Below are 26107 nucleotides of genomic sequence, written 5' to 3'. Positions count from 1 at the left end.
ACAGCGCGTACGGGCTGTCCGTGTCGTCCGACACCACGGTCGCGGACGTCATGCAAGTCCCCTTTCGGCGAGCAGCTTCTCGAGAGCGCTCGCTGATTCCTCAACGCTCTGCTGGTGCGCCTCGATCCGCAGATCCGGGTTCGCGGGCACCTCGTACGGGTCGTCGACGCCGGTGAGCCCGGACAGCTCACCCGCGGCCTGGCGTGCGTAGAGCCCCTTCACGTCGCGCTCGGAGCACACCTCCACGGGGGTGGAGACGTGCACCTCCAGGTACCCGGTTCCCGCCGCTTCATGGCGCTTGCGCACGGCCTCACGGCTGTGAGCGTAGGGGGCGATCACCGGGACCAGTACCTTGACGCCGTTGGAGGCGAGAAGCTCGGCCACGAACCCGATCCGCTGCACATTAGTGTGCCTGTCCTCCTGAGAGAAACCGAGCCCGGCGGACAGAAACGTGCGGATCTCGTCGCCGTCCAGCACCTCCACCCGATGTCCCTCACCGATCAGGCGGTCCGCCAGCGTGCGGGCGATCGTCGTCTTCCCCGCACTGGGCAGGCCGGTGAGCCACACCGTGGCTCCCGCGTCCGTCAGGCTCATGCCCCTGCTCCCTGCACTCATCGTTCCGGCGCCCGCACGGTCACCCGTGCAGGCCGCACTCCGTCTTGTCGAAGCCGGACCATCGCCCGGCGCGGGCGTCCTCGCCCTCACGCACCCTGCGGGTGCAGGGTGCGCAGCCGATCGACCGGTAGCCGTCGGCCAGCAGCGGGTTCGCGAGCACGCCGTGCTCGGAAACGTAGCGGTCGACATCCGCTTGTGACCAACGGGCTATCGGAGCGATCTTGACCTTCTCACGCCGGTCGTCCCAACCGACGACCGGCGTGAGTGAGCGTAGCGGGGACTCCTCACGACGCAATCCGGTGGCCCATGCGTCGTAGCCGTGCAGGCCGTCCCGCAGTGGCAGGACCTTGCGCAGCGAGCAGCAGAGGTCCGGATCACGGTCGTGCAGACGCGCGCCCTGCCGGGCATCCTGCTCGGCCACGGACTGCCGCGGTGTGACCGTGATCACTTCCACGTCCATCACCGCTGCGACGGCGTCGCGGGTGCCGAGCGTCTCCGGGAAGTGGTATCCGGTGTCGAGGAAGACCACGTGCACTCCCGGGAGCGCCCTGGAGGCGAGGTGCGCCACCACGGCGTCCTCCATGGAGGAGGTCACGCAGAACCGGTGCCCGAAGGTCTCCGCGGCCCAGCGCATCACGTCCGGCGCGTCCGCGTCCTCCAGCTCCCGGCCGGCGTCCAGGGCGAGCTGCCGGAGCTCGTCCCTGCCGTACCGCCGGGCGGACGGGAGTGCTGCGGCGGGCTCCTGGGCCGTGGTCATGACGTCTGGTCCCCTTCCGGGTCGTCGTCGGTCCGCAGGCCGGATGCCAGCAGACCCAGGAAAGAGAGGGCGAAGGCGCGGTTGCAGGACCTGCACTCCCACGGCGTACCGCTGCCCGCCGGTGCGCCGGGGCGTCCCTCCGAGGGGCGCAGGTCCTCGTCGCCGCAGTACGGGCAGTAGAACGGTGCGGCACGCCCGCTCACGCGAGTGCCTCCTGGTCGGCGCGTGCCGCCCACTGGGCGAAGCGCTCCCCCTCCTGGCGCTGTTCCTGGAACGTCCGCAGGACGCGTTCGATGTAGTCGGGCAGTTCGTCGGCGGTCACCTTCAGGCCGCGGACCTTCCGGCCGAAGCCGGCGTCCATGCCGAGTGAGCCGCCCAGGTGCACCTGGTACCCCTCGACCTGGTCGCCGTTCGCGTCGGTGAGCAGTTGCCCCTTGAGCCCGATGTCCGCCACCTGGATGCGTGCGCAGGAGTTGGGGCAGCCGTTCAGGTTGATCGTGACCGGTTCGTCGAAGTCGGGCAGTCGGCGCTCGAGCTCGTCGATCAGCCGGGATCCGCGGCCCTTGGTCTCGACGATCGCGAGCTTGCAGAACTCGATGCCCGTGCAGGCCATCGTGCCGCGCCGGAACACCGAGGGAGTGGTGGTCAGGTCCAGGCTCTCCAGGCCCGCCGTCAGCGGTTCGACCTGGTCCTCGGCCACATCCAGAATGATCATCTTCTGTTCCACGGTGGTGCGCACCCGCGCCGAGCCGTGCGCCTCCGCCAGGTCGGCGATCTTGGTGAGGGTGGCGCCGTCCACCCGCCCGACGCGCGGCGCGAAGCCCACGTAGTACCGGCCGTCCTTCTGCCGGTGCACGCCGACGTGGTCCCTCCAGCGCTGCACGGGCTCGGCGGGCGGCGGCCCGTCCGCCAGCTTCCGCATCAGGTACTCGTCCTCCACGACCTGCCGGAACCGTTCCGGGCCCCAGTCGGCGACCAGGAACTTCAGACGGGCGCGGGTGCGCAGCCGCCGGTAGCCGTGGTCCCGGAAGACCGAGGTGACGGCCTCGTGGACGTCCGCGACCTCCTCGACCGGTACCCAGGCCCCCAGCCGGACACCGAGCTTCGGGTTGGTGGACAGCCCGCCGCCCACCCAGACGTCGAAGCCGGGGCCGAGCTCCGGGTGCTCCACGCCCACGAAGGAGACGTCGTTGATCTCGTGGACCACGTCGAGCGCCGGCGATCCCGAGACCGCGGACTTGAACTTGCGGGGGAGGTTCGAATAGGCCGGGTTGCCCACGACGCGGCGGGAGATCTCCTCGATGGCCGGAGTGCCGTCGACGATCTCGTCCTCCGCGATCCCGGCGACCGGCGAGCCCAGCACGACCCGCGGGGTGTCGCCGCAGGCCTCGGTGGTCGACAGGCCGACGGACTCCAGGCGGCGCCAGACCTCCGGGACGTCCTCGATGCGGATCCAGTGGAACTGCACGTTCTGGCGGTCGGTGATGTCCGCGGTGCCGCGGGCGAACTCCTGCGAGACCTCGCCGACCATCCGGAGCTGCGCGGTGGTGAGCCGCCCGCCGTCGATGCGCACGCGGAGCATGAAGTACTCGTCGTCGAGTTCCTCCGGTTCGAGCACGGCGGTCTTCCCGCCGCTGATTCCCGGGCGGCGCTGGGTGTACAGGCCCCACCACCGCATGCGGCCCCGCAGGTCGGCGCCGTCGATGGAGTCGAAGCCGCGCTGCGCGTAGATCGTCTCAATGCGTGTCCGTACATTGAGACCGTCGTCGTCCTTCTTGGTCTGCTCATTGCCGTTGAGCGGAGTGTGGTGCCCGGCCGCCCACTGGCCCTCGCCGCGGTGGCGGCCCGTTCTGCGGCGGGTGGGTGCGGTGGCGGAGCGTGCGGAGGTGTCGGCCATGGCGGAACGTCCTTCGGGTGGGCGGGCTGGCAACGGGATACGGTGCACGGCGCACTCCGGAGGGAGCAGCGCAGGCGGGTCCGCGCGCGCGGCGCAGGAGGCCGTGCGCGAAGCGGCCCCGGGAACGGGAGGAGAAGAGGGGAGTGCCGGACCAGCGGCGATGGGGGTGGCTCTCCGACCTGCGGATGCTGCGACTGTCAGCCCGTCGGACAGATCGCGCTGGACACGCGTGCGAGGTCGACGTGGCGTCGACTCACCAAGGCGATTCCAGCTCGAGACATGGCGAAAAGCCTGACACGCCGCTCACCGGGCGTCCACTTTCATCCGTCATGTGGACGGATCGGTATCGCATTCCGGGAAGTGCCAGGTGGTCGCAGTGCCGAGCCTACGAGGGTTCAGGTCTCCGGCCAGAGCTCGGGCATCCGCCCCACGGACTCCGTCCGTGTCCGTGTCCCGAAGATCCGGAAGCCGCGGCGCCGGTAGTTGTCCAGTGCGTACGGCCCGTCCTTGCTGCAGGTGTGGAGCCATACGCGGCGGGTCGGAACGCGGTCCCGGGGCCACCGGGAGGCCAGGTCCCAGGCCCGCGCCGTGCCGTGGGACAGCAGGTGGCCGCCGATGCCCCGCCCCCGGAACGCGGGCAGCAGCCCGAAGTAGGTGATCTCCACGGTCCCCTCGGCCTGTCCCTCCAGCTCCAGGAAACCCGCAGGCGTTCCGCGCTCCCAGGCCACCCAGGTCTCCACCGCCGGACGCTCCAGGAACTGCTGCCACCGCGCACGCGTCCACGGCAGCCGGTCGCTCCACCGGACGTCGACCCCCACCGCGGTGTAGAGGAAGCGGCTGAACTCGGGACTGGCCACTTCCGCCCGGGCGACCCGCAGGGCGGACTCCGCACCCGGGGCACGGGCGGGACGCAGGTCCTGCGGCGACGTCTGCTCCAACGACCAGGTGGTGACGGTGAGGGTCTGCATCGCCACATTGCACCATTCCGGTGGCACCCGGAGATCGTCGGCCGGATACGTTGGGCAGGTGCACGCCGAACGACCTCCCGAACGCTCCGACGGAGCCCTGCGCCGAGTGCGCGCCGTCTACCGCAACGTGCCGAAGCGGCGCATGGCCTGGCTCCTCCTCAAGGACACCGTCAACTCCTGCGTGGAGTACCGGGTCCTCGGGCTCGCGGCCGAGGCGGCGTTCTTCACCCTCATCTCGATCCCGCCCCTGCTCCTGGGCCTCATCGGCCTCATCGGCTACCTCGACGGCTGGTTCGACACCGACACCATCGCCTCGATCCGGGGGAACTTCCTCACCGCCGCACGCGCCGTCCTGTCGGAACGCAGCGTCGACCAGGTCGCCCGGCCCCTGATCGACGACGTGATCCGCGGCGGCCGCCCCGACGTGATCTCCATCGGATTCGCGCTCGCCCTGTGGTCCGGTTCCCGGGCGGTGAACGTCTTCATCGACACCATCACCGTGATGTACGGCCTCGACGGCCACCGAGGGATCATCAGGACCCGGCTCCTCGCCTTCGTGCTCTACGTCGTCGCCCTCGTCATCGGCATGGTCGCGCTGCCGCTGACCGTCGCCGGCCCGGAGGCCGTCAGGCACCTGCTGCCGGAGGCAGAGTGGCTGGTGAGCGTCTTCTACTGGCCCACGGTCCTGCTGCTGTCCATCGTGTTCCTCACCACCCTCTACCACGTGTCGGTCCCGGTGCGGTCGCCGTGGCGCGAGGACATCCCCGGCGCCCTCGTGGCACTGGTCATGTGGGTGGTCGGCAGCGCCCTGCTGCGCGTGTACCTCACCAACACGGTCGAGGGGCCCTCCCTGTACGGGTCGCTCGCGGCCCCCGTCGCCGTCCTGCTGTGGATCGGAATCTCCGCGTTCGCCGTACTGGTCGGCGCGGCGGTCAACGCCGCCATCGACCGGGTCTGGCCGTCCGTCGCCACCGCGGCCGCCCGCCGGGTCTCCGAGGACGCCCGCGAGAAGGCCGCCGCCGAGATGGTCGCCGCCGCCGAGGCGCGGCGCGCCATGCGCGAGGCGGAGGGCGAGGGCGACACGGACCCGCCCGCCGAATTCCCCGAGCGCTGGACGCGGTTCCTCCCGCCCGGGGACGTGCGCTCCCGGTTGAGGTCCCGCAGCCGCCGCACCGGGGACGACGCGTAGCGGGCACGGCCGGACCGCCCGCGGAAAACGCCTGGCGCCGGACCGCCGGCCCGGCTAGCCTGCACAGGTCCGTTCGCCCCATCACGGAAGCAGGGAGGTGAGACGCCGTGACGACGACTGTTCCCCCGGTGGGCAGTGCCCACGTCCCGAAGCGCACCCATTCCCTCGTGATCCCGGCCTGACGGAACGTTCCCCGGGATCACCCTTCCGAAGGGCCATCCCCTGTCGTGAACGAATCCTTCGCGCACCACCCGCACCCGCTCGCCCGCTACGGCTGGGACGAACAGGTGGCCGCCGCCTTCGCGCCCTACGCCGCACAAGGCCTCCTGCCCGCCCGTGTCGTGCGCGTGCACCGCGCCGGGTGCGACATCCTCACCGCCGACGGCACCTGCCGCGCCGGCACCGGCCCCGTCGCCACCCGCGACCCCGTGAACTCCCTGACCACGGGCGACTGGGCGGCGGTCGGCGACGGCGACGACGGCCGTCCCGAAGTGAAGGCCGTCCTGCCCCGCCGCACGGCCTTCCTCCGCTCCACCTCCTCCAAGCGTTCCGAGGGCCAGGTCCTGGCCGCGAACATCGACCACGCCGTCATCGCCGTCCCGCTGGCGGCCGACCCGGACCTGGGGAGGCTGGAACGCTTCGTGTCCCTGGCCTGGGCAAGCGGAGCCGCGCCCTTCGTGGCCCTCACGAAGGCCGACCTGGTGCCGGAAGCGGCCACGCTCTCCCACCTGGCCGAGGACTGCCGCGGTGTCGCCCCCGGCGTGCCCGTCCTGACCGTCAGCAGCAGGACCGGAGAAGGGATCGACGGACTTCGCGCCGCCGTGGCCGGAAGCGGCACCACCGTGCTGCTCGGCGTGTCCGGGGCCGGCAAGTCGACCCTGGCGAACGCTCTGCTCGGCGAGGACACGCAGACGGTGTACGCCGTCCGCGACCGCGACGGAAAGGGCCGCCACACCACGACCACCCGCGACCTGCTGCCCCTGCCCGGTGGCGGCGTCCTCATCGACACCCCCGGCCTGCGCGGAGTCGGCCTCTGGGACGCGGAACACGGTCTGGACCACGCGTTCTCCGAGATCGAGGAACTCGCCCGCACCTGCCGCTTCCAGGACTGCGCGCACCGGTCGGAGCCCGGCTGCGCCGTCACGGCCGCCGCCGAGGACGGCTCGCTCCCGGAGCGCCGCCTGGACAGCTACCGGAAGCTGCTCCGCGAGAACGCGTACCTGGCGGCCCGCACCGACGTCCGACTGCGCAACGAGCAGAAGCAGCAGGCCAAGCAGCGCCGGGCCCACGGGCGCCGCGCGGCCGAGCACAAGCGCCGAGGACACCGGCCGTAGGGGCGGGGTTCCGCCGGCGGACCGGCGGGGGAGGGCCTGCCGGTTCGGGCTGGGTTCTTCGGCCAGTGCTGTGCCGGGCGCCGCGAGCCGGTGAGCCTTTCCGGTCGCAGCGCTAAGGTTCTCCCCCATGGCTGCAGACCGTGGCGGACCCTTCGGGCCGAGGGAATTCCAACTCGTACTGCTGCGCCGCATGGCGGACTTCCAGCCCGTCCGGGTCGAGGCAGCGCTGCGGGAGATGGACGCCTCGCGCGCGCAGATGCGGGAGGCCAACCGTCGCTGGCAGGCCATGGTCCGTGCGCCGCGCGGACGCGGTGCCGCCGCGCGGTACCGGTCCGTGCTGGGGACTCCGGAGTCGGATGCCGAGCGCCGCGTGGGCGACCTCGTCTGCCGTGCCGTGGCGTGGCCCGTCCCGCTCTGGCCGGAACTGCGCTTCGAGATCCTCACCGCAGGTCCCGGCACGGCACAGGTGTGGAACGCGTGGCTCGTCCGGGCCCCCGGGACACCGGCCCCCGCGCTGCGTACCGTGCAGGACCTGGAGCCCTGGTCCTGCACGGTCGACGAAGCGGCCCGCGCCTTCGCCCCCGCCCGGCCGCTCGAAGGGTCCGCGCCCACCCGGTGGGGACTGGCGTTCACCGCCCCCGACAACTCGGGGCGGCCGCACCACGTCACCGCCGAGTTCACCTGGGGCCTGCTGCAGCGGTTGCCGAGGACCACTCCCGCGGACGGGGCGGTCGGCGTACGCTGAACCCCATGAGCCGACGACATTGACCCGCACCCGCCTCGCCGGCCGGGAAGCGGCTGGTCCGCACGCTGTACGCCTCGGCTTTTCTCGAGGACTGCATCCTCCTGTACCCGGTCTACGCGCTGCTGTTCGCGCGGACGGGACTCACCGGCGCCGAGATCGCCTCGCTCTTCGTCCTGTGGTCGCTGACCGGATTCCTCCTGGAGATCCCCTCCGGCGTCTGGGCCGACCGCTTCTCCCGGCGCCGGCTGCTCGTGCTCGGACCGGTCCTGTCCGGCACCGGTTTCGCCCTCTGGACGGTGCTGCCGTCCTACGGCTCCTTCGCCGCCGGGTTCGTCCTGTGGGGGGCGGGGAGCGCACTGCGCTCGGGCACGCTGGAGGCCCTGGTGCACGAGGAACTGGCGTTCCTCGGCACGGCGGACCGCTACGCCCGCCACATGGGGCGGGCACGGGCCTGCGGGGCAGCCGGGGAGCTCGTGGCGACCGCCGCGGCAGCACCGGTCCTCGCCGTGGGCGGCTACACGGCCGTCGGCGCCGCCGGCGTGCTCGCCTGCGCGGCGGGCGCGGCCGTGGCGCACACCTTCCCCGAGCACCGGACGTCCGCCGCGGCGCCGAAGGCGGAGCACACGGCCGCCGAACCGTTCGGGCGGCTGCTACGGCGCGGCCTCGCCGAGGCGCGCCGTGTCCCCGCCGTGCGGCGTGCCGTCCTCCTGACAGCCGTGCTCACCGGGGCACTGGCCTACGACGAGTTCCTCCCGCTGTTCGCAGCCTCCACGGGTATCGCCGTCACGACCGTGCCGCTGCTGATCCTGCTCGTCACCGCGGCCGCGGCCGTCGGCGAGTGGAACGCCGGCCGCGGACGGCGCCTGCTCCGACCGGCGCTGCTGGTCTCCGCCGTCCTCCTGGTGCTCGCGGGACTGAACGGCCGGCCCGCGGCGTTCGGCCTCGTCGCGGTCGCCTACGGCATCGCCCGCTGGGCGGCCACGACCGCGGAGGCGCGTCTGCAGAGCCGCCTGTCCGACGGGACCCGGGCCACCGTCGGTTCGATCGCCGGTGTCGGCTCCGAGGTGGTCGCCGTGCTGGTCTTCGCCCTGCACGGACTGGGGTCGGCGTGGTCCCCGCCCGGGCTGCTGCTCGCCTGCGCCGCCCTGCCGTACGGGTGCGCCGCCTGCCTCCTGCTGCGCCGCCGGCCCTCCGACGGTCATGTCCGATGACCGCCGGTACCGCCCCCCTCCGGAGCGCACACTGGACGACGTGACCACGGAAGACAGCAGGTACGAGGCGGTACGCAGCAGGGACGCGCGGTTCGACGGCGTGTTCTTCCTCGGCGTCACGAGTACCGGGATCTACTGCCGTCCGAGCTGCCCGGCCGTGACGCCCAGGCGGGAGAACGTGCGCTTCCACCCCACCGCGGCCTCCGCCCAGCAGGCAGGCTTCCGGGCGTGCCGCCGCTGCCGGCCGGACGCCGTGCCGGGATCGCCGGAATGGGACACCCGTGCCGACGCCGTGGGCCGCGCGATGCGGATGATCGCGGACGGGGTGGTCGACCGGGAGGGCGTCGCGGGACTCGCGGCCCGCCTCGGCTACAGCGCCCGCCAGGTCCAGCGCCAGCTCACCGCCGAACTCGGTGCCGGCCCGGTCGCTCTGGCCCGTGCCCAGCGTGCCCACACCGCGCGGGTGCTGCTGCAGACCACACGCCTGCCCGTCACCGACATCGCCTTCGCCGCGGGCTTCAGCAGCGTGCGGCAGTTCAACGACACGATCCGCGCCTTGCACGGCACGACCCCCAGCGGGCTGCGGGCCGCCCGCGGCGGGGGCCCGGGGGCGGTCGTCGCCTCCTCCTCAGAGGCCGAGGGCGCCTCGGGGATTCCGTTGCGCCTGGCCTTCCGGGGTCCGTTCGCGGCCCGAGAGGCCCTGGACTTCCTCGCGCGCCGCGCCGTCCCCGGCGTCGAGGAGGTCCTCGGCACCGCACCGCGGCGCACCTACCGGCGGACCCTCGCGCTCGTCCACGGCGCCGGCGTGCTGGAGGCCGACGAGCGCACCGGCGCCACCGCGTCGGGCAGCCACACCTGGCTCGACGTCAGGCTGAAGCTCACCGACCTCCGCGACCTCACCACCGCCGTGCAGCGCGTGCGGCGGTTGTTCGATCTGGATGCCGACCCGGACGCCGTCGCCGCGCGGTTCGACGGCGATCCGGTACTCGGCCCGGCGACCCGTGCCGTACCCGGCCTCCGCTCGCCCGGTGCCGCGGACGGCCACGAGGCGGCCGTCCGCGCCGTCCTCGGGCAGCAGGTCTCGGTGGCGGCGGCACGCACCCTCGCCGGGCGGCTGGTGCGGGCGTACGGCAAACCGCTGCCCGCCCCGGACGGCGGACTGACCCACCTCTTCCCCGAGGCGGGGGCGCTCGCTTCCGCCCCGCTCACCGAACTCGGCATGCCCGGCAGCCGCAAGCACACCCTGCGCGCCCTCGACACCGCCGTGGCCGACGGGACGATCGACCTCGGTCCCGGAGCGGACCGCGACGGGACCGGACAGCGTCTCCGCGCACTGCCCGGCATCGGCCCGTGGACCGTCGCCTACGTACGGATGCGGGCCCTGGGCGATCCCGACGTCTTCCTGCCGGGTGATGCGGGAGTGCGCCACGGCCTCGCCGCGCTGGGCGCCTCCCCCCGGGACGCCGAACGCTGGCGGCCGTGGCGCAGCTACGCCGTCCACCACCTCTGGAACGCCGCATCCGCCAAGGAGAACGCCTGATGCTGTACACCACCCACCCTTCTCCGCTCGGGGAGTTGCTGCTGGCCGGACCGGAGCGCGAGGTGCTCGCCCTGGTCTCCGTGCCGGGACAGAAGGGCGCTCCGACCGTCGGCCCCGGATGGCGGCGCGACGACGAGGCGCACCGGGGCGCCCGGGAGCAGTTCGACGCCTACTTCGCGGGGGAGCTGCGGGAGTTCGACCTCCGGCACGTCACCCGGGGCACGGCCTTCCGGGAACGCGTGTGGGCTGCGCTGGACCGCATTCCCTACGGGACGACCGCGACCTACGGACAGGTGGCCCGGATGGCGGGCGTCGACCCCCGAGCCGCCAGAGCGGTGGGTGGGGCCGTGGGGGCCAACCCGCTGACCGTCGTGCATCCCTGCCACCGTGTCGTCGGGGCCGACGGTTCCCTGACCGGGTTCGCCGGCGGCCTCGCCCGCAAGAGGACGCTTCTCGCCCTCGAAGGCGTGTCGTTGCCGTGAGCCTCTCGGGCAGCGCGTGCGGCACGTCCCTGCCGGGTGCGTACGTGGCGGTGGCCGGCGTGCGGTCGTACGAACTGCCCGGCGGCGGCCTCCGGACGGGTGGTCCTGTCCCGCGGAGGCTTCCCCCGGGGCGGAGGGGGACGACAATGGGCGGATGAGCGAGCAGGGGGAACGGCACGTGCCCGGGACGGGTGCGCAGCAGGACTGGTGGGCGCGGTTGTACGAGCCGGGTGCGCCGGACACCGGCGGCTCCGCCGACGGCGACACGCTCGACGACCGGTTCGCCTCCGCCCGGGTGCTGGGAGTCCCGCCCGCCGTCGGGGACGACGCCCACGGTCCCGGCGCGGAGAGCGGGAGCGGAGAGACGTTCCGGGGCGCGGGCGATCCGGCCACGGAAGCGGTCGCCTCCCCCGCCCCCGCCGGCGGTGCGCCGGACCGGCCCGAGTGGCTCGACCGGCTGTTCGGCACCGGCGATCCCGACGACGCCGAGCCGCCCGCGACGGGGCGGGTCGGGGCGGGAGAGGCTCTCCGCGAGCCGGTACGCCCCACTCCCGGGATCGCACCCGGGCGTGAGCGCCCGTCATCGGCCACCGGTGCCGGGGAGGAGGCGGGCCGGGTCCGGTCACGGCGGAGCGGCCTGCGTGGCGCGTTCGGTGCGAGGAGGCCCCACGACGGGCCCGCCCCGGATCCGGGGCGGGCCCGTCGTGGGGCGCTGCCGGAGCCCGGCCCGTCCGCGGACGTGGCGCCGGAAGCCGTCGCGGACCTCGTTCCCGACACCGTGCTCGACGGCGCCCGCCACGGGCACCTGGTGGTGCGGGCGGTGTCCGCGCGCGGCGGGTCCTCCCGGCTGCGGGGCGATCCGCGCGCCGAGACCGTGCTCACGGCACGGTTCGGGAGCGCCGACTCCGGCCTGCTCTTCGCCGCGGTCGCGGCCGCCGCGGGCGACGCCCCCGCCGGCCGTCGGGCCGCCCGCGATCTGTGCCGGTCGCTCGGAGAGGCCGTGGGGCGCAGTCGGGCCCGGCTCGCCGAGGACATCGCCGACGCCCGCGATGCCGCGCTGAGCGGCGGCCTGAAACGGCTCACCGACCGCTGCTACGGGCGGCTGCGGGCCCAGGCGGCGGCACTCGGCCATGCCCCGGACGCCTACCACGCCGACCTGTGCGCACTGCTCGTGCCGACCGACCCGGGATGCCGTAACCGGGTGGCTTTCGGAGCCGGCGCGGGCGCCCTGTTCCTTCTCCGCGACGGCGCCTGGACGGATCTCGCTCCGCCGGTGGAGGAGCTCCCCGCGGAACCGGCGGAGTCCACCGCGCTCCTGCCCCCGCCGCGCGGACTCGACGCCACCCAGGGCGGTGAGCCCGGCCCCCCGGCCCACCCGGCCTTCCGCTTCCGCACCCTCACCGCGGCCCCCGGAGATCTGCTGCTGCTCTGCGGCGAGGGCCTCGCGGAGCCGCTGCGCGGTCCGACCGGATGCGCCGACGACCTGGCGGCCGCCTGGTCGGAACAGTGCGGACCGCCCGACCCCGCGCACTTCCTGACGGATGTGCAGTACCCGGAGCCCGGGCAGGGAGTGGACCGTACGGCGGTCGCGATCTGGGACACCGACCCGCGCTGACGGGTGCGGGGCGCGACCGGCCGTCGGGGCGCAGTCGGCGCGGAACGGGCGTGGAGCGGTCGCCCGCTCCGGAGCGGATCAGCCGAACTGCTTCTCGATCTGGCGCAGCTTCTCCTCCAGGCTGTCCAACCGCGGGCTGGCCTGGCTGCTCAGCGACTCGTCGGAACTTCCGGACTCCGCTTCCGCTTCCGTGTGGTCGCCCGGGGCCCGGTCGTCCGCGGGGCTGCGCGGGCCCGGCGGCCGCGGTTCAGCTCCGGCCACCCCGGCCGCCTCCTCCTCCACCTCGACGTCCAGGGCCGCAGGCTGCAGGGCCGGACGGTTCCGTGCCGCCGCGTCACCGGACGGGGCGGACGACGTCGGGGCGCCGATCTCCACCTCCAGCGGCGAGGCGTTCCCGCTGCTCCGCCCCCACAGCCGGTGCTGGCGGTTGAGCGCCTTCAGCCGCGCCCGCTCCAGCTTGTCCTGCTCCTTGCGCCGCCTGCGGTCCTCCTCGCGGCGGCGCTGTTCGTCGCGGACCTCGTCCACCGCCTCGTCCAGCGAGCGGACTCCTTCCAACAGCATCAGCGACCAGGCGCGGAAGGTCTCGCGCGGGGCACGCAGCCACCGCACCACACGGATCTGCGGAAGCGGCCTGGGTACCAGTCCCTGCTCCCTGAGCGCTGCCCTCCGGGTCTGCTTCAGCGCGCGGTCGAACAGGATGGCGGCGGAGAGCGACATTCCGGCGAAGAACTGCGGAGCGCCGGCGTGTTCGTCGCCGCGCGGCGCGTGGACCCAGTTGAACCAGGCCGCGGCAGCGGCGAAGGTCCAGACCAGCAGGCGCGACCCCAGGGAGGCGTCACCGTGGCTGGCCTCCCGGACCGCGATCATCGCGGAGAACATCGCGGCGCCGTCGAGTCCGAACGGCACCAGGTACTCCCAGCCGCCGGAGAGGTTCAGATTCTGCCGTCCGAACCCGACGAGCCCGTGGAACGACAGCGCGGCAGCGACCGCCGCGCAGCAGAACAGCAGCAAATAGGACGCCATGGCGTACACGGTCTCCTTGCGCCGCCGCCGCTGCTCCATCCGCTCCCAGGAGTCCGCGGGTGCGCCGTCCTCCCGTTTCCGCCGTCCACGCGCCAGGAGGAAGACCGCCACGAGGCCGGCGACGAGCAGCACCGTGCACACCAGCACCCAGTTCGGCGTCAAGTCGGTCAGTGTCATCGGGCGCCCCTCGTGTCCTTCGCCGTGCCTCTTCGGTGGTGCGGGCATCCTGGACCAGCCGGGGAGCGCCGCAGGCGGTTTCGGGGCAAGAGCACGCCAAAGGGCGGCGGGGACCGTCGTCGGGGCGACCGGGAAAGGAACGCTTCAGCGAGTGCCGGTCAGACGTGCGACGCGTTCAGGGTCGCCCGTCCGCGGGCAGGTGACGCAGGTGTCCTGGGGGCGGAGCGTGTAGTAGAGGCAGCACGACGCCCGGTCCCGTGTCGTGAGCGGCCGGCCGGCGGGGCCGGTCAGCGTCCGGAACGCGGCACCGCCCGGGAACGGATCCGTGGCACCCGGCAGCAGCAGTTCCGCCTCCTTTCTGGCCCGCTCCTCCTCGCCGAGCAGGTGGCCGAGGTACCAGAGCCCCTCGGTGATCTCGTCCGTGACCAGGCCCCACAGGGCCCGGGTGCCGCGGCGCATCCGGGGCCGGAACCCCTCCAGAACGGGGGCGAGGTGGTCGGCGACGGCGCTGCGCACCTCCGCCGCCAGGGCGGCCTCGTCGGCCACCGCCCGTGCCCGGGGCAGGGTGGCGGCCGGGTCCCCCGGCAGGCAGGCGAAGCCCTCGGCCCGCACGGCGAGGCGGCCGCGCTCGCGGTGCAGGGCCACGCCGTCGAGGGGGAGGCGCGGTACCCGGCGGTGCAGGAACCAGGGGAGGGTCACCAGCAGGCAGACGGGCCAGGCGTACCGGTGGAACGCGAAGGTGGCGATCACGTCCGGACGGCCCGGACGGGCGTGCTCCCCGAGTACCTGTTCCGCCTCGGGGCGCAGGTAGGCGTCGAGGGCCGCGGTCGAGCCCGCGAGGTCCGCCGCCGTGACCCAGCCGCCGCCCCGCGGGAGTTCGAGGTGCTCGCTGATCCGGACGGCCGGGAACACCTCGGCGAAGCGCGTGTAGGCCGGCGTCAGCGGGGTGGCGCTCGGAGCGGGTGCTCCGGCCGAGGCCGCGGGCGGGCTGGAGACGGGTGCGGGCACGGGCATCCGGGGACCTTCCGAGCCGATGATTGATTACAGGTAAGCCTTACCTTACCCGAAGCCCGGGATGTGCTCATCCGGCGTCGCCGCCTATCGTGCTGCTCGACACGAGGAGGCACAGATGCAGCAGGTCCGCACGGGGGCCGCAGCCGAGACGCTCCGCCTGCCGCGTCCCGGCACGGGTGGGACCCCCTCCTCGGGCGTTCCACCACACGGGGGCCCGCAGCGCCACTCGGTGCGTGCGCAGGTTCTGGCGGACCTCCGCCGTGCGCTGCTCTCCGGCGACCTGGCGCCCGGCCGGGTCTACTCGGCCCCCGCGCTGGCCGAGCGCCACGGCGTCTCGGCCACCCCGGTCAGGGAGGCGATGCAGCAGCTCGCGAGCGAAGGACTCGTCGAGACCGTTCCCAACCGCGGATTCCGCGTCGTCGAGCACAGCGCCCGTGACGCGGAGGAACTCGCCGAGGTGCGCCTGCTGCTCGAACTCCCCGTCGTGCTGCGGCTGTGCCGCACTCGGCCCCCGGCGACGTGGGAGGCGGTCCGGCCGCTCGCCGACCGCACCGTCGCCGCGGCCGAGGCCGGGGACCGGGTGGAGTACGCCGAGGCCGACCGTGCCTTCCACCGTGCCCTGCTGGAACCGTCGGGCAATTGTCGGCTGACCGATCTCGCGGAGGACGTGCAGCGTCGAGCCGCCGGTGCGCAGCCCGCTGCGGGGAGCCGTCGGACGGCAGGGCTGGTCCCGGCGGCGGCCGAGCACGTGGCGCTGCTGGACGCGCTGTGCGCACGGGACGCGGTGACCGCGGAGCGTGTGCTGCGCGACCACCTCGTTCCCGGAGGCCGTCCGGGGGCCGGAAGCCGATGACGCACGGCGGCCCCGGCCGGAGGGCCGGGGCCGCCGCTGTGCGAGGTGGAGGTCACCGCCGTGTCGGGCGTTCGCGGACGCCGTCGCTGCGGTGGGGTGTCCTGCCTGCCTGTCAGTAGACCTGCAGGCCGTAGGTGTTGGTGACCTCGGTGACCGGCTGGAAGAAGGTGGTGCCGCCGGAGGAGCAGTTGCCGCTGCCGCCGGAGGTCATGCCGATGGCGGTGTTGCCGGCGAACATGGAGCCACCGCTGTCGCCGGGCTCGGCGCAGACGTTGGTCTGGATCATGCCGTAGACGACGTCGCCGCCGCCGTAGTTGACGGTGGCGTTGAGGCCGGTGACGTAGCCGCTGTGCAGCCCGGTGGTGCTGCCGCTGCGCTGGACGTACTGGCCGACGTAGGCGTTGCCGACACCGGTGATGTCACGCGTGGAGCCGTTGTAGAGGTTCACGACGCCCGGGGTCGAGCTGTAGTCGTTGCGGATGACGCCGTAGTCGTCGCCCGGGAAGCTCGACGCGGCGGTCGGGCCGATGTTCTGCCAGTCGGGGTAACCCTCGGTGCAGTGGCCGGCGGTGATGATGTAGTAGGTGCCGTTCAGGTAGGCGTTGAAGCCCGCCGAGCAGCGCCAGGAGCTCGTGTACATGGCGTCGCCGCCCTGGACGAGCTTGCTGAACTCGCCGGAGGTGCGCTCGATCGTCACCGCATCGCCGAAGCGCTTGGTGACCTTGTGGAGCTTGGCCATCTCCTTGGCGTCCACGGTGCTGTCCGCCTGCACGGACAGGGTGTTGGACGTCGGGTCGACGGACCAGGCCGTGCCCTTGATGTTCGCCTTGTTCTCGAGCGCCTTGGCCGCCTGGCCGAACTCCGCCTGGCTGTGCTCGACGAGCTTCGGCACGGCGCCGGACTTGCGGACGGTGCTCGCGTCGGCCTGGTCGGTGATGGTGACGACCATCTTGCCGGAGTCGCCCATGTAGGCGCCGCCGGTCCGGGCGTCGCCGAGCTTCTTCGCCAGGCCGGACGCGTCCTGGGCGGCGGCCATCCTGGCCTCGGAGGTGGTCGGCGCGTCCGCCGGAGCGGCGGAGGCGCCGGGGGCCGTCAGGGCGGCGGCGGCGACAAGACCGGTCGCCGCGACCGCGATGCTCTTGCTGCGGGACTTGACACGTGCGGAGGCAGAGTTGCTGACCTTCACGCGTTCCTCCATGTGTGGGGTGTCTGTGAGGTTGACCGGATGCATCCGGCGTGGAACGCGTCCCCGGTTCCCGGCCCGGTGGGGGGTGGGAGGTCAGGCGGAGATCCCCGGCGACGTGGTGAGTATCGGCAGCGTCCGAGGTCGCTCACAAGGGACATGGACAAGTCAAAAATTCACCGGGGCATGTGAACACGCCGTCACCGAACTCCGGTTTGCGGAACCCGCGTTCCGGATATCACGCGGAGTCGCCCAGCCGTCCCGCCAGCCATGTCGGAACCCCTCCGAGCAGGCGGAACAGGCGTCCCGCCTCCGCGCGCAGCCGGGACGCCTCCTGCTCCGGTTCGGCGTCCGAGAGGGCCACCAGGGCGGGGGCCATGCCCACGAGGAAGCCGGTTTTCTCCCGCAGCAGCAGCGATTCGGTGAACCCCTTGCGGGCCTCCGCGAGTTCGCCGTCGCGCAGGGCCAGTCCCGCGAGGTGGCGCCAGGTGAACGAGTGCAGCAGGGGGTTCCCGTGTGCCGAGGCGCCGGCGTGCGCCCGCTCGTAGGCCGCCCGAGCGGCCTGCGTGTCGTCGCCCAGGTGCTCGGCGACCAGTCCGCGTCGATAGTCCAGCAGGGCGCGGGCCGGGGATGTGGGTGCGAGGAGGGCCGCCGACCTGCCCAGCGCCGCACGGGCCTCGTCCGCCCGGTCCCGTACGCCCAGGACCGTCGCGACATAGGCGAGATGGCCCCGTTCGCTCGCGGCCGAGCCGCGGGCGTCGTCGTCGCGTGCCGCGGCCTCCGCCAACCGGAGCGCGTCCTCGGCCGCCTCCCAGCCGCGGGAGGTGAACATGCACCGTTCGACCAGCAGCGCCGCACGCTGGAGTGCTGGCTGCCAGGCGCTTGCGGCGTGGGGTTCGAGGAGCGCCGCCGCGTCGTCCCAGCAGCCCCGCGACCTGAGGCGCCACACCGCCCGTTCGGAAGGGGAGTCCCCGCCGTACGCGGCCGTCGAGGCCCACACGTCGTTCTGCCGTCGTGCCCCACGTGCCATGGCGGCGTCCGCCACTGTGGCCTCCTCGCGGATAGGTCTGGCGCGTCGTCGAGCCGGGTGTGACCGCATCTCAGCACGAAGTGGTCGTCGAGCCAAGGGGAAAGTGTGAAGCGGTTCACAAAGTTTTGCCCGGTGCTGCGGTGCCCGGTGTGCCCGTAGTTCGGAGCAGACGAGCGGAGATCGTTCGCGGTTTCACCGACCTGTGCGTGCCCTACGTGATTTTCGTTCTAGCATCTGTCACGGTTTAGGACGATTTGACAGAAAGGTGAGCTTCGTGCTTCGAGTCGCCCTCGTGCCCGGCCCGTTCGGCGAACCCTCCGCAGCCGCGCCCCCCGGCAGCCGGACCCCGCGTAGCCCCCGCGCTGCCGCGGGCCGCTGAGCCTCACCACCAACGGCATCCGAGACCGCATCGTCCCGACCGCGGGGGAGAGGTACGCGTGCAGCAACAGCAGCCGCAGTCCGGCCCGCCGACCGTCCTGCATGTGGCGCAGCCCGTCGACGGCGGAGTCGCACGGGTCGTCACCGACCTGGTGCGGGCGCAGACGCGCTCCGGCCTCCGCACCCTGGTGGCCTGCCCGCCCGGAGCGGGCCTGTCCGCCGCCGCTGTCCGGGAGGGCGCCACGGTGCTGCCGTGGACGGCGGGACGCGAACCCGGAACCCGCCTGCCCCGTGAGACGGCCGAGATCGCCCGCATCGTCGCCCGCACCTCGCCCGACGTGGTGCACGCCCACAGCGCCAAGGCCGGCCTCGCGGTGCGCCTGGCGCTCCGCGGCCGGCTCCCGACCGTCTACCAGCCGCACGCCTGGTCGTTCGAGGCCGCGACCGGCCCGACCGCCGTGCTGGCGAAGGCCTGGGAACGGCACGCGGCCCGCTGGGCGGCGCGGGTGCTCTGCGTCAGCGAGGACGAGCGACGGCGCGGGCAGCGCGCCGGTGTACGGGCCCGCTGGGCCGTCGTCCGCAACGGCGTCGACACCGCCCGCTTCGCGCCCCCCGGCCCGGACGCCGTCCTCCGGGCCAGGGAGCAGCTGCTCGACCGCTCCGCCCCGGACGGTCCCGTCGTGGTCTGCGTCGGCCGGCTCTGCCGGCAGAAGGGACAGGACGTGCTGCTGCGTGCCTGGTCCGCCGTCGGGGACCGGATTCCGGGCGCCCGCCTGGTGCTGGTCGGCGACGGCCCGGCGGGGGAGGACCTGCGGGCCGCCGCCGACCGCCGGGTGCTGTTCGCCGGAGCCGTGACGGACCCGGCGCCGTGGTACGCGGTGGCCGACGTGGTCGTCCTGCCGTCCCGTTGGGAGGGCATGGCCCTCGCTCCGCTCGAAGCGATGGCCTGCGGACGCCCCGTCGTGCTGACCGACGTGGGCGGTGCGCGGGAGAGCCTGCCGCCCGGCCACCACGCCGACTGCGTCGTGCCGGAGGAGGACCCGGAGGCACTCGCCCGCGCCGTCGTCCGGCTGCTGACCGACCGTGAGCTGTCCGAAGCACTCGGACAGCAGGCCCGCGACCATGTCCGCGCCACCGCCGACGTCTCGGTGACGGCCGCGGCCGTGCGAGACCTGTACCGGGAGCTGACCGCCTCGCCGCACCGCGGCGCCGACCGCGAGGAACTGATCCGCCGATGACCATGGAGAGCACCGGGGCGGTCGGGACGGGCACGTCCGTGCCGCGCGCCGTGCCCGCCGAGGCCTCCGCCCCGACCGCCGACGCCGCCTCGCCGCCGGCCGACGGCACGGAGGCGGCGAGCAGGGAGACACTCAGACCCACCGCCGTCCCCGCGCCCCGGGCCGTCGTCCGGGGCAGGACCGGGCCTCCCCCGGGGCGGAGGCAGGCCGCGGCCCTGGTGGCCGCCGACCTGTGCGCGGCGGGACTCGCCGCGCTCCTCGCCGGTGGATCCGCCGCCGCGGTGCTCCACCTGGCGCCGATGCTGCTCACCCTGCTGGCCCTGCACCAGCAGGGCGGCCTCTACCGCTGCGGTCCGGCCTGCGCCGCGCTCGAGGAACTCCCGCGGGTGCTGTGGCGGGCCGTGCTCGCCTGGTGCGCGGCGACGACCGCGGTAGCAGTGGCGCGCCCGGATCTGACGCTCGGGTGGCCGCAGTTGCCGGCGCTGACGGCGCTGCACGTGCTGCTCGCCGTCGCCCTGCGCGGCAGTGTGCACGTCCTCCACCGTTCGCACCGCAGGCGCCGTCCCCGCTCCACGCTCGTACTCGGCGGCAGGGAGACCGCCCGGCGGATCGCGGCCGTTCTCCACGAGCATCCGGAGTACGGGATGTGGCCGGTGGGACTGATCACCCCGCCGGGCGAACTCCACGAGTCCGCACGTCCCGCCGGCGAGGGGCCGGCGAACGCCGACCGGGCGCGGACCGGTCTCCCGCTGCCGGAGCTCTCCGCAGTCGAGGACGTCACCCGCGCCGTCATCCAGAACGCCGTGACCGAAGCAGTCGTCACCCGGCCCGTGCAGGCGGACAAGCAGACCGAGGCGCTCGTACAGCACTTCCGCATCCTGGGATGCACGGTGTGGGTGGTCGACGGGGAGGCGGCCCCCGGCCGCACGACCTGGCAGACGACCGAAGCGGGCCACGTCTGGGGCTTTCCGTGCCTGCGGCTCGACCCGCCGCCGGCCCGCACCGGCGCCCGCCTCGTCAAACGGGCCGGGGACAGCGTCGCCGCGCTGCTCGCACTCCTGGCGGCGGCCCCCCTGCTGGCGCTCTGCGCGCTCGCCGTCCGTGTCTGCGACGGCCCGGGCGTCCTCTTCCGGCAGGAACGCATCGGCGTGCACGGGCAGCCGTTCGTCATGCTGAAGTTCCGCACGCTGCGCCCCACCGACGCGCACGAGTCGGCCACGCGCTGGAACGTCGCGGGCGACCGTCGGATGAGCAGGATCGGGCACTTCCTGCGCCGGACGTCCCTGGACGAACTGCCCCAGCTGTGGAACGTGCTCCGGGGAGACATGAGCCTGGTCGGTCCGAGACCCGAACGGCCCTACTTCGTGCAGCAGTTCAGCGCGGCCTACCCCGGATACGCGGCACGGGACCGCATGCCCGCCGGGATCACCGGACTCGCCCAGGTCCACGGCCTGCGCGGCGACACCTCGATCGAGGACCGCGCGCGGTTCGACAACCACTACATCGAGACCTGGTCCCTCTGGGAGGACGTCCGGATCCTGCTGCGCACCGCGGGTTCCGTGTTCCGGCTGGGAGGCAGCTGAGGTGCCGGAAGGCCAGGCCACGGCGACCGCCCTCCTCCCGGCCCAACCGGTCCGCGCGAGTCCGCCGGCGGCGCCGGCTCCGCCGGAGCCCACCGGACGGCGGCTGCGGCGCGCGCTCCGCTCGCCCGCACTGCCCGTCGCGGCAACGGCTTTGCTGCTGTGCCTCCCCGGTGGCGCCGGGGACACTGCGGAGGGGACCCACGTGACCCCCGCCGACGTGGCCTCGGCGCTGCTGGTGCTGTGGTGCGCCGTCGTGCTGCTGCGCGGCCGGCGTCGCCCGCTCGCCCTCCGGGCGGTCGTCGTGATCGCCGCACCCGCGGTGGCGTTCGCCCTGGCGACGGCGACCGCACCGGATCCGGCGGGCGCCCTGCTCGGTCTGGTCCGCCACCTGCAGATCTTCGTCCTGGTACCGGCGGCCGTGCTGCTGCTGCTCCGCACCCGCCGCGACCTGCGCCGGGCCGCGGCCGCGGTCGTCACGGTGGCCGTGGTGCAGGGAGCCGTCGGCGTGTACCAGTACGTCACCGCGACCGGCGCCTCCTACCGCGGCAGCACGGTGCGGGCCGTCGGCACCTTCGGGCCGACGGACGTGATGGGCATGGCCACCGTCGTCTCCTACGGGCTCGTCCTGCTCCTCGCCGTCGCCCTCGCTCCGCCCCCGTCCGCCCCCCGGCGGCTGCGGCCGGTGGCCCTGGGAACCGCCGCAGCGCTCGTGGTGCCGCTGGCGGTCTCCTTCAGCCGGGGTTCGTGGATCGCCACGGCCTGCGCGGCCCTCGTCATGCTGCTGTTCACCGGGATGCGCAGGGCGGTGCGCTCGCTCGTCCTCCTCTGCGCCGCGGCGGTGGTGCTGGTCGGCGGAGCCGGAGTGGGCACGGACATGATCGGCGAACGGCTGACGAGCATCACCGAAGTCACCAGCGCCCCCGACCAGTCCGTCACCGACCGGTACGCGATGTGGGCCGCCGCCACCGCGATGTGGCGGGACAATCCCGTGACGGGCGTGGGCCTGAAGGGGTTCCCCGACCACCGCGACTCCTACGCCTCGCTCGCACTGTCCGCCGGGAGCGACACCGCCGGAGCGGGCGTCGCCTTCCACGTCGAGCCGCTGCTCTCCCCGCACAACATGTACCTGCTGGTCCTCAGCGAACAGGGGCTGGCCGGGTTCGTCCTCGTCATCGGCGGCTGGCTCGCCCTGCTCACCTGCGGAGTCCGCCGCCTGCGGGGTCTGCTGGGACGAACGCGTCGGACCCGGCGGACGGGAGGGTCCGCACCCGACGGCGCGGACTGCGGCCTGGCCGCGGTGGGCCTGCTGGTCTGGCAACTCGTCGACTTCCTCTACGCCGACATCGGAGGACCCTCCACCGTCCTGACCGCACTGCTCTTCGGTCTCGCCGCCTGGTGGGCGTTCGCTCCCGGCGCCGTACGGGAGGAGGCCCCCGCGTGACACCGCCCGCGAGCACCCCCGCCGTACCCGAGGAGCACGCCGTACCCGAGGAGCGCGCCGCCGTCACCGCCCCCGGACGCGGCCGCGACCAGAGCCGGTTCATCGCCCGCGCGGCCGCGGCGACCGCGGTGCTGACCGTGCTCGGCGCCCTGATGGGCCTGGTCCGCGACCAGGCCGTCGCGCACCTGTACGGGGCGGGTGCCGCGACCGACGCGTTCCTGGTCTCCTGGACAGTCCCCGAAGTCGCGGCGACTCTCCTCATCGAGGACGCCATGGCGCTGGTGCTGATCCCCGCGTTCAGCCTCGCCCTCTCCCGCCGGGCCGCGCGCGACGCGGCCCGGGGAGCCGGCGCCGCCCCGGGAGAGAGCCCCCCGGAGGAGGGAGGGCGCGACCCGGTCCGCGCACTGCTCGCCCACACACTTCCGCGCCTCCTCGCGGGCCTCGCCTGCGCCTCCGGCCTGCTCATGCTCGGAGCACCCCGGCTCGTGCACCTGCTGGCACCGGGACTCGCCGATCCCCGACTGGCCGTGGAGTGCACCCGTCTCACCGCCGTCACCGTGTTCACCTTCGGCGTCGCCGGGTTCCTCAGCGCGGGTCTGCGGGCCCACCGGCGCTTCGTGCCGCCCGCCGGGATCTACCTCGCCTACAACATCGGCATCACCGTGACGGTGCTGGTCTTCCACGAACTGTGGGGAGTCCGCGCGGCCGCCGCCGGGGTGGCTGCCGGGGGCTGCCTGATGGTGCTCGTCCAGTTGCCCTTCTTCCTGCGACGGCTGCCTCGGGTGACGCGGCAGGACCGGCGCAGCCCCCGGCGCACCACCGGTGCCCGGCGCGTGCAGCGGCGGGCCGTCCTGGCAGGCGGCGGAGTGCTGCTGCCCATCGCGGTGTTCACGCTCAGCCGCCAGTCGCAGGTCCTCGTGGAGCGGTACCTGGCGTCCTCACTGCCGGCCGGCGCCATCTCCCATCTGAACTACGCCCAGAAGGTCGCCCAGATCCCCATGGTGCTGTCTCTGATGATCTGCACGGTGACCTTCCCGCTGGTCGCCCGCGCCTACGCCGACGGCGAGGCGGGCCAGGTGCGCCGCCGCGTGGAACGCGACCTGGCCGCCGCGGCCCTCGTCGTGCTGCTGGGTGCCGCGTACGTGTTCGCCTGCGCGCCGCAGATCATCGAACTCCTCTTCCAGCGCGGGGCGTTCACGTCCCAGGACACCGCCGTCACCGCCTCGGTGATGCGCGTCTACGCACTCGGCCTGCTCGGCCACAGCCTGGTCGGCGCACTCATCCGGCCCTACTTCTCCACCGGGCGCCCCACCTGGTACCCCGTGACGGCCATGGCCGCAGGCCTGGTCCTCACCGTGTGGGGCGGAGTGCTGCTGAGCGACCACTGGGGCACGCACGGCATCGCGGCGGCCAACGCGGCAGGCATCACCCTCACCGCCGCGCTGCTGCTCGCCGGCACCGCCCGTCCGTCGCGGCGCCACGCGGCTGCCGCCGTCGACCTGCGCCGCGTCGTCCCGGGGCTGATCCGCCTCGCGGCTGCTGCCGCGGCTGCCGCCGCACTCGGCGCCGCCGTGGTCCCGAGGTGCGGCGAGGCGCTGCCGGCCGCTGCCGTCGGCGCAGTCCTCGTACCGCTCGCGTTCCTCGCGGCCGGATACGCCGCCGGTGCCCCCGAAGTGCGTCAGCTGTTGTCCGTCGTCGAACGAAGGCTCCGTCATGACCGCTGAATCCACCCGGACCACCCAGCAGCCCGTCTCCCGGGAGACGCCGCGCCGGAAGGAGGCGCCGAGCCCGGCGACCCGCCGCGGCGGCGCACCACCGTGGCTGCTCATGTACCACTCCGTCGCCGAGCACACGGAGGACCCCTACCGGGTCACCGTCACCCCGCACCGTCTGCGGCGCCAACTGGACTGGCTGACCGCGCGCGGACTGCGCGGAGTGGGGGTCGCCGAACTGCTGCGCGAACGGGCCGCCGGCCGCGGCGCGAACCTGGTGGGACTCACCTTCGACGACGGATACCAGGACTTCCTCGACGAAGCCGTGCCGCTGCTGCACCGGCACGAGTGCACCGCCACCGTGTTCGTCCTCCCCGGCCGACTCGGCGGCACCAACGCCTGGGACCCGCTGGGGCCGCGCAAACGCCTGCTCACCGCCGAAGGGGTGCTGGCCGCCGCGGGCGCCGGAATGGAGATCGGATGCCACGGACTCCAGCACCGTGAACTCCCCGGACTGGACGACGCGGCGCTGCTGGAGGAGACGGCGCGCAGCAGAGAGCTACTGGCACGGATCACCGGAACCGCGCCCGCCGGGTTCTGCTACCCGTACGGCACTCTCGACCCCCGATCCGTCGAGGCGGTCCGCTCCGCGGGCTACGCGTACGGCTGCGCCATCGATCCGGGGCCGCTGACGGGCCAGCACGCTCTGCCGCGCGTCCACATCGGTGAGCAGGACAACGCAGTGCGGATGTACCTCAAGCGCCGCCTCCACCCCTGGCGGCGACGCCCCCTCCCGGAGGAGGCGGACGCGTCGTGAGGGAACCCTCCCGCGTGCTCCACGTCATCACCGGCCTCGGAGTCGGAGGTGCCGAGCAGCAACTGCGGCTGCTGCTGCGCAGCATGCCGGTCGCCGCCGACGTGGTGACCCTGACGCACCCGGGTGCCGTGGCGGACGGGATCCGGGCGGACGGCGTCCGGGTCCGGCACCTGGGGATGCGCGGCAACCGCGACCTCACGGCGCTGCCCCGTCTGGCCCGGCTGATCCGGGACGGAAACTACGACCTGGTCCACACCCACCTGTACCGGGCCTGCCTCTACGGACGTCTCGCCGCCCGCCTGGCGGGTGTGCGCAACGTCGTGGCCACCGAGCACTCCCTCGGGGACGCCGCCATCGAGGGCCGCCCGCTCACCGCGGGCACCCGCGGCCTCTACCTGGCCACCGAGCGGCTGGGGCGCGCGACGGTGGCCGTCTCCGCCACCGTCGCCGCACGGCTGCGGGCCTGGGGAGTGGCCGGGGACCGCATCCACGTCGTGCCCAACGGCATCGACGCCGCCCGCTTCCGGTACGAACCGGCCGCCCGGGCCGCCGCCCGGGGCCACCTCGGTGTGCCGCCGGGAACGACCGTGGTCGGCGGAGTGGGGCGCCTGGTGCCCGGCAAACGCTTCGACCGGCTGCTCCGTGCCTGCGCCCCCCACCCCGACGTCCGGCTGCTGCTCGTCGGCGACGGTCCGGAGCGCGGGGCGCTGCACCGTCTCGCCCGCGAACTGGGCATGGCCGACAGGGTGCTGATGCCGGGTGAATGCCCGGGCGCGGCAGCACCGGCCACGCACGACGGGCGCGGCAGCACACCGGAACTGCCGGAGTTGCTCGCCGCGATGGACCTCTTCGTCTCTCCCTCGTCGGAGGAGGCGTTCGGGCTCTCCGTCCTGGAAGCGCTCGCCGCCGGACTGCCCGTCCTCCACGTCACCTGCCCCGCGATCGACGACGTGCCCGGGGCCGAGGCGCCGTCCGCCTACCGCGTCGGCGGGGGGACCGCACAGCTCGCGGCGGCCCTGCGGGTGCACCTCGCGGCCCGCCACGGCAGGCAGCCCGTCCCCGGGGCGGTGGCGCGCTACGACATCGCCCGCACCGCGGAGCAGCTGCTCGAGGTCTACGTCCGCACGATCTCCGGCAGCGGGCCGGACGCCCCGGTTCCCGCGCTGTCCGCCGCGCGGCGACCGGCGCCGCTGCGGCCCGCCCGGTCTCCGCTCGGGGGGCGGGACTCCGCCTCCACCCGCCGTGCGCGCGGCGCCGGCACGCATCGCAGAGCGGTGTGAGGGGCTCCGCGCCTTCGCACCCCGC

24 protein-coding genes are annotated in these 26107 nt (G+C 74.0%); 14 read left to right on the top strand and 10 right to left on the bottom strand.

Annotation, left to right across the window (positions count from 1 at the left end):
- Window positions 1-48: 48 nt before the first annotated feature.
- From cysC to ACL06G_RS14275, 6 genes are all read right to left on the bottom strand, one after another.
- Entirely contained in the window at window positions 49-594 is a 546-nt protein-coding gene (gene cysC, locus ACL06G_RS14300) for an adenylyl-sulfate kinase (protein WP_412786154.1), read from the bottom strand.
- A gap of 40 nt (window positions 595-634) precedes the next feature.
- Window positions 635-1372, bottom strand: coding sequence for a phosphoadenylyl-sulfate reductase (locus tag ACL06G_RS14295; RefSeq protein ID WP_412786153.1), 738 nt, complete (start codon window positions 1370-1372; stop codon window positions 635-637).
- The gene (locus ACL06G_RS14290; protein WP_412786152.1) at window positions 1369-1575 is read right to left on the bottom strand and encodes a hypothetical protein; all 207 of its coding nucleotides are present in this window, start codon (window positions 1573-1575) and stop codon (window positions 1369-1371) included. The genes ACL06G_RS14295 and ACL06G_RS14290 overlap by 4 nt, the downstream gene beginning before the upstream one ends.
- Window positions 1572-3269 carry a nitrite/sulfite reductase gene (locus ACL06G_RS14285; protein WP_412786151.1) on the bottom strand — a complete coding sequence of 566 codons (1698 nt, stop codon included), beginning with the start codon at window positions 3267-3269 and terminating at the stop codon, window positions 1572-1574. The genes ACL06G_RS14290 and ACL06G_RS14285 overlap by 4 nt, the downstream gene beginning before the upstream one ends.
- A gap of 197 nt (window positions 3270-3466) precedes the next feature.
- The gene (locus ACL06G_RS14280; RefSeq protein ID WP_412786163.1) at window positions 3467-3550 is read right to left on the bottom strand and encodes a putative leader peptide; all 84 of its coding nucleotides are present in this window, start codon (window positions 3548-3550) and stop codon (window positions 3467-3469) included.
- A gap of 114 nt (window positions 3551-3664) precedes the next feature.
- The gene (locus tag ACL06G_RS14275; RefSeq protein ID WP_412835976.1) at window positions 3665-4237 is read right to left on the bottom strand and encodes a GNAT family N-acetyltransferase; all 573 of its coding nucleotides are present in this window, start codon (window positions 4235-4237) and stop codon (window positions 3665-3667) included.
- 58 nt (window positions 4238-4295) lie between these two features.
- Between ACL06G_RS14275 and ACL06G_RS14270 the strand changes: the two genes are divergently transcribed.
- The 7 genes from ACL06G_RS14270 (at window position 4296) to ACL06G_RS14240 (ending at window position 12353) form a co-directional block, all read left to right on the top strand.
- A complete protein-coding gene (locus ACL06G_RS14270) occupies window positions 4296-5426 on the top strand; it encodes a YihY/virulence factor BrkB family protein (RefSeq protein ID WP_412786149.1) in 1131 nt (376 codons plus the stop codon).
- 227 nt (window positions 5427-5653) lie between these two features.
- Window positions 5654-6760, top strand: a complete 1107-nt coding sequence (gene rsgA, locus ACL06G_RS14265; protein WP_412786148.1) for a ribosome small subunit-dependent GTPase A — start codon at window positions 5654-5656, stop codon at window positions 6758-6760.
- Window positions 6761-6887: 127 nt separating this feature from the next.
- A complete protein-coding gene (locus tag ACL06G_RS14260; RefSeq protein WP_412786147.1) occupies window positions 6888-7505 on the top strand; it encodes a hypothetical protein in 618 nt (205 codons plus the stop codon).
- Between the two features lie 53 nt (window positions 7506-7558).
- Window positions 7559-8716 (top strand): MFS transporter, encoded by a 1158-nt coding sequence (locus tag ACL06G_RS14255; protein WP_412786162.1) that lies wholly within the window; start codon window positions 7559-7561, stop codon window positions 8714-8716.
- Window positions 8706-10256, top strand: a complete 1551-nt coding sequence (locus ACL06G_RS14250) for an AlkA N-terminal domain-containing protein (protein ID WP_412835975.1) — start codon at window positions 8706-8708, stop codon at window positions 10254-10256. The genes ACL06G_RS14255 and ACL06G_RS14250 overlap by 11 nt, the downstream gene beginning before the upstream one ends.
- Window positions 10256-10738 carry a methylated-DNA--[protein]-cysteine S-methyltransferase gene (locus ACL06G_RS14245; RefSeq protein ID WP_412786145.1) on the top strand — a complete coding sequence of 161 codons (483 nt, stop codon included), beginning with the start codon at window positions 10256-10258 and terminating at the stop codon, window positions 10736-10738. Before ACL06G_RS14250 ends, ACL06G_RS14245 begins: the two co-directional genes overlap by 1 nt.
- Window positions 10739-10892: 154 nt before the next feature.
- Window positions 10893-12353 (top strand): protein phosphatase 2C domain-containing protein, encoded by a 1461-nt coding sequence (locus ACL06G_RS14240; protein ID WP_412835974.1) that lies wholly within the window; start codon window positions 10893-10895, stop codon window positions 12351-12353.
- 78 nt (window positions 12354-12431) lie between these two features.
- Here ACL06G_RS14240 and ACL06G_RS14235 read toward each other — a convergent pair whose 3' ends face one another.
- Entirely contained in the window at window positions 12432-13553 is a 1122-nt protein-coding gene (locus tag ACL06G_RS14235) for a DUF2637 domain-containing protein (RefSeq protein WP_412786143.1), read from the bottom strand.
- A 144-nt stretch (window positions 13554-13697) separates the two neighbouring features.
- The gene (locus tag ACL06G_RS14230) at window positions 13698-14567 is read right to left on the bottom strand and encodes a (2Fe-2S)-binding protein (protein WP_412786142.1); all 870 of its coding nucleotides are present in this window, start codon (window positions 14565-14567) and stop codon (window positions 13698-13700) included.
- 115 nt (window positions 14568-14682) lie between these two features.
- Between ACL06G_RS14230 and ACL06G_RS14225 the strand changes: the two genes are divergently transcribed.
- Window positions 14683-15420 (top strand): GntR family transcriptional regulator, encoded by a 738-nt coding sequence (locus ACL06G_RS14225; RefSeq protein WP_412786141.1) that lies wholly within the window; start codon window positions 14683-14685, stop codon window positions 15418-15420.
- Window positions 15421-15532: 112 nt separating this feature from the next.
- Here the strand turns inward: ACL06G_RS14225 and ACL06G_RS14220 are convergent, their stop codons facing one another.
- Window positions 15533-16618: a S1 family peptidase gene (locus ACL06G_RS14220; protein WP_412835973.1), complete on the bottom strand. Its 1086-nt coding sequence runs from the start codon at window positions 16616-16618 to the stop codon at window positions 15533-15535.
- Between the two features lie 223 nt (window positions 16619-16841).
- The gene (locus ACL06G_RS14215; RefSeq protein ID WP_412786161.1) at window positions 16842-17633 is read right to left on the bottom strand and encodes a hypothetical protein; all 792 of its coding nucleotides are present in this window, start codon (window positions 17631-17633) and stop codon (window positions 16842-16844) included.
- A gap of 437 nt (window positions 17634-18070) precedes the next feature.
- Here ACL06G_RS14215 and ACL06G_RS14210 point away from each other — a divergent pair, with 437 nt between their 5' ends.
- The 6 genes from ACL06G_RS14210 to ACL06G_RS14185 all read left to right on the top strand — a co-directional run bounded on the left by ACL06G_RS14210 (window position 18071) and on the right by ACL06G_RS14185 (window position 26082).
- On the top strand, window positions 18071-19249 hold the full coding sequence (locus ACL06G_RS14210; protein ID WP_412786139.1) for a glycosyltransferase: 1179 nt from the start codon (window positions 18071-18073) through the stop codon (window positions 19247-19249).
- Window positions 19246-20832: an exopolysaccharide biosynthesis polyprenyl glycosylphosphotransferase gene (locus tag ACL06G_RS14205; protein ID WP_412786138.1), complete on the top strand. Its 1587-nt coding sequence runs from the start codon at window positions 19246-19248 to the stop codon at window positions 20830-20832. The genes ACL06G_RS14210 and ACL06G_RS14205 overlap by 4 nt, the downstream gene beginning before the upstream one ends.
- Window position 20833: 1 nt before the next feature.
- Window positions 20834-22273, top strand: coding sequence for an O-antigen ligase family protein (locus ACL06G_RS14200; RefSeq protein WP_412786137.1), 1440 nt, complete (start codon window positions 20834-20836; stop codon window positions 22271-22273).
- Window positions 22270-23997, top strand: coding sequence for a lipid II flippase MurJ (locus ACL06G_RS14195; RefSeq protein ID WP_412835972.1), 1728 nt, complete (start codon window positions 22270-22272; stop codon window positions 23995-23997). Before ACL06G_RS14200 ends, ACL06G_RS14195 begins: the two co-directional genes overlap by 4 nt.
- 103 nt (window positions 23998-24100) lie before the next feature.
- The gene (locus tag ACL06G_RS14190; protein WP_412786160.1) at window positions 24101-24802 is read left to right on the top strand and encodes a polysaccharide deacetylase family protein; all 702 of its coding nucleotides are present in this window, start codon (window positions 24101-24103) and stop codon (window positions 24800-24802) included.
- A complete protein-coding gene (locus ACL06G_RS14185) occupies window positions 24799-26082 on the top strand; it encodes a glycosyltransferase (RefSeq protein WP_412786135.1) in 1284 nt (427 codons plus the stop codon). Before ACL06G_RS14190 ends, ACL06G_RS14185 begins: the two co-directional genes overlap by 4 nt.
- The last annotated feature ends 25 nt before the right edge of the window (window positions 26083-26107 follow it).

This window comes from Streptomyces callyspongiae (genome assembly GCF_047200695.1).
Lineage (GTDB): Bacteria > Actinomycetota > Actinomycetes > Streptomycetales > Streptomycetaceae > Streptomyces.
Note: the sequence above shows the minus strand (reverse complement) of the source record. Positions and strands in the feature narration are given on the sequence as shown.

Bases quoted from the DNA above. Each gene is read 5' to 3' on its own strand.
- ACL06G_RS14250 (WP_412835975.1), top strand. From the start codon at position 8,706: ATGTCCGATGACCGCCGGTACCGCCCCCCTCCGGAGCGCACACTGGAC.
- ACL06G_RS14245 (WP_412786145.1), top strand. From the start codon at position 10,256: ATGCTGTACACCACCCACCCTTCTCCGCTCGGGGAGTTGCTGCTGGCC.
- ACL06G_RS14230 (WP_412786142.1), bottom strand. From the start codon at position 14,567: ATGCCCGTGCCCGCACCCGTCTCCAGCCCGCCCGCGGCCTCGGCCGGA.
- ACL06G_RS14190 (WP_412786160.1), top strand. From the start codon at position 24,101: ATGTACCACTCCGTCGCCGAGCACACGGAGGACCCCTACCGGGTCACC.
- ACL06G_RS14220 (WP_412835973.1), bottom strand. From the start codon at position 16,618: ATGGAGGAACGCGTGAAGGTCAGCAACTCTGCCTCCGCACGTGTCAAG.
- ACL06G_RS14285 (WP_412786151.1), bottom strand. From the start codon at position 3,269: ATGGCCGACACCTCCGCACGCTCCGCCACCGCACCCACCCGCCGCAGA.
- ACL06G_RS14295 (WP_412786153.1), bottom strand. From the start codon at position 1,372: ATGACCACGGCCCAGGAGCCCGCCGCAGCACTCCCGTCCGCCCGGCGG.
- ACL06G_RS14235 (WP_412786143.1), bottom strand. From the start codon at position 13,553: ATGACACTGACCGACTTGACGCCGAACTGGGTGCTGGTGTGCACGGTG.
- ACL06G_RS14240 (WP_412835974.1), top strand. From the start codon at position 10,893: ATGAGCGAGCAGGGGGAACGGCACGTGCCCGGGACGGGTGCGCAGCAG.
- ACL06G_RS14275 (WP_412835976.1), bottom strand. From the start codon at position 4,237: ATGCAGACCCTCACCGTCACCACCTGGTCGTTGGAGCAGACGTCGCCG.
- ACL06G_RS14260 (WP_412786147.1), top strand. From the start codon at position 6,888: ATGGCTGCAGACCGTGGCGGACCCTTCGGGCCGAGGGAATTCCAACTC.
- cysC (WP_412786154.1), bottom strand. From the start codon at position 594: ATGAGCCTGACGGACGCGGGAGCCACGGTGTGGCTCACCGGCCTGCCC.
- ACL06G_RS14205 (WP_412786138.1), top strand. From the start codon at position 19,246: ATGACCATGGAGAGCACCGGGGCGGTCGGGACGGGCACGTCCGTGCCG.
- ACL06G_RS14225 (WP_412786141.1), top strand. From the start codon at position 14,683: ATGCAGCAGGTCCGCACGGGGGCCGCAGCCGAGACGCTCCGCCTGCCG.
- ACL06G_RS14280 (WP_412786163.1), bottom strand. From the start codon at position 3,550: ATGTCTCGAGCTGGAATCGCCTTGGTGAGTCGACGCCACGTCGACCTC.
- ACL06G_RS14215 (WP_412786161.1), bottom strand. From the start codon at position 17,633: ATGGCACGTGGGGCACGACGGCAGAACGACGTGTGGGCCTCGACGGCC.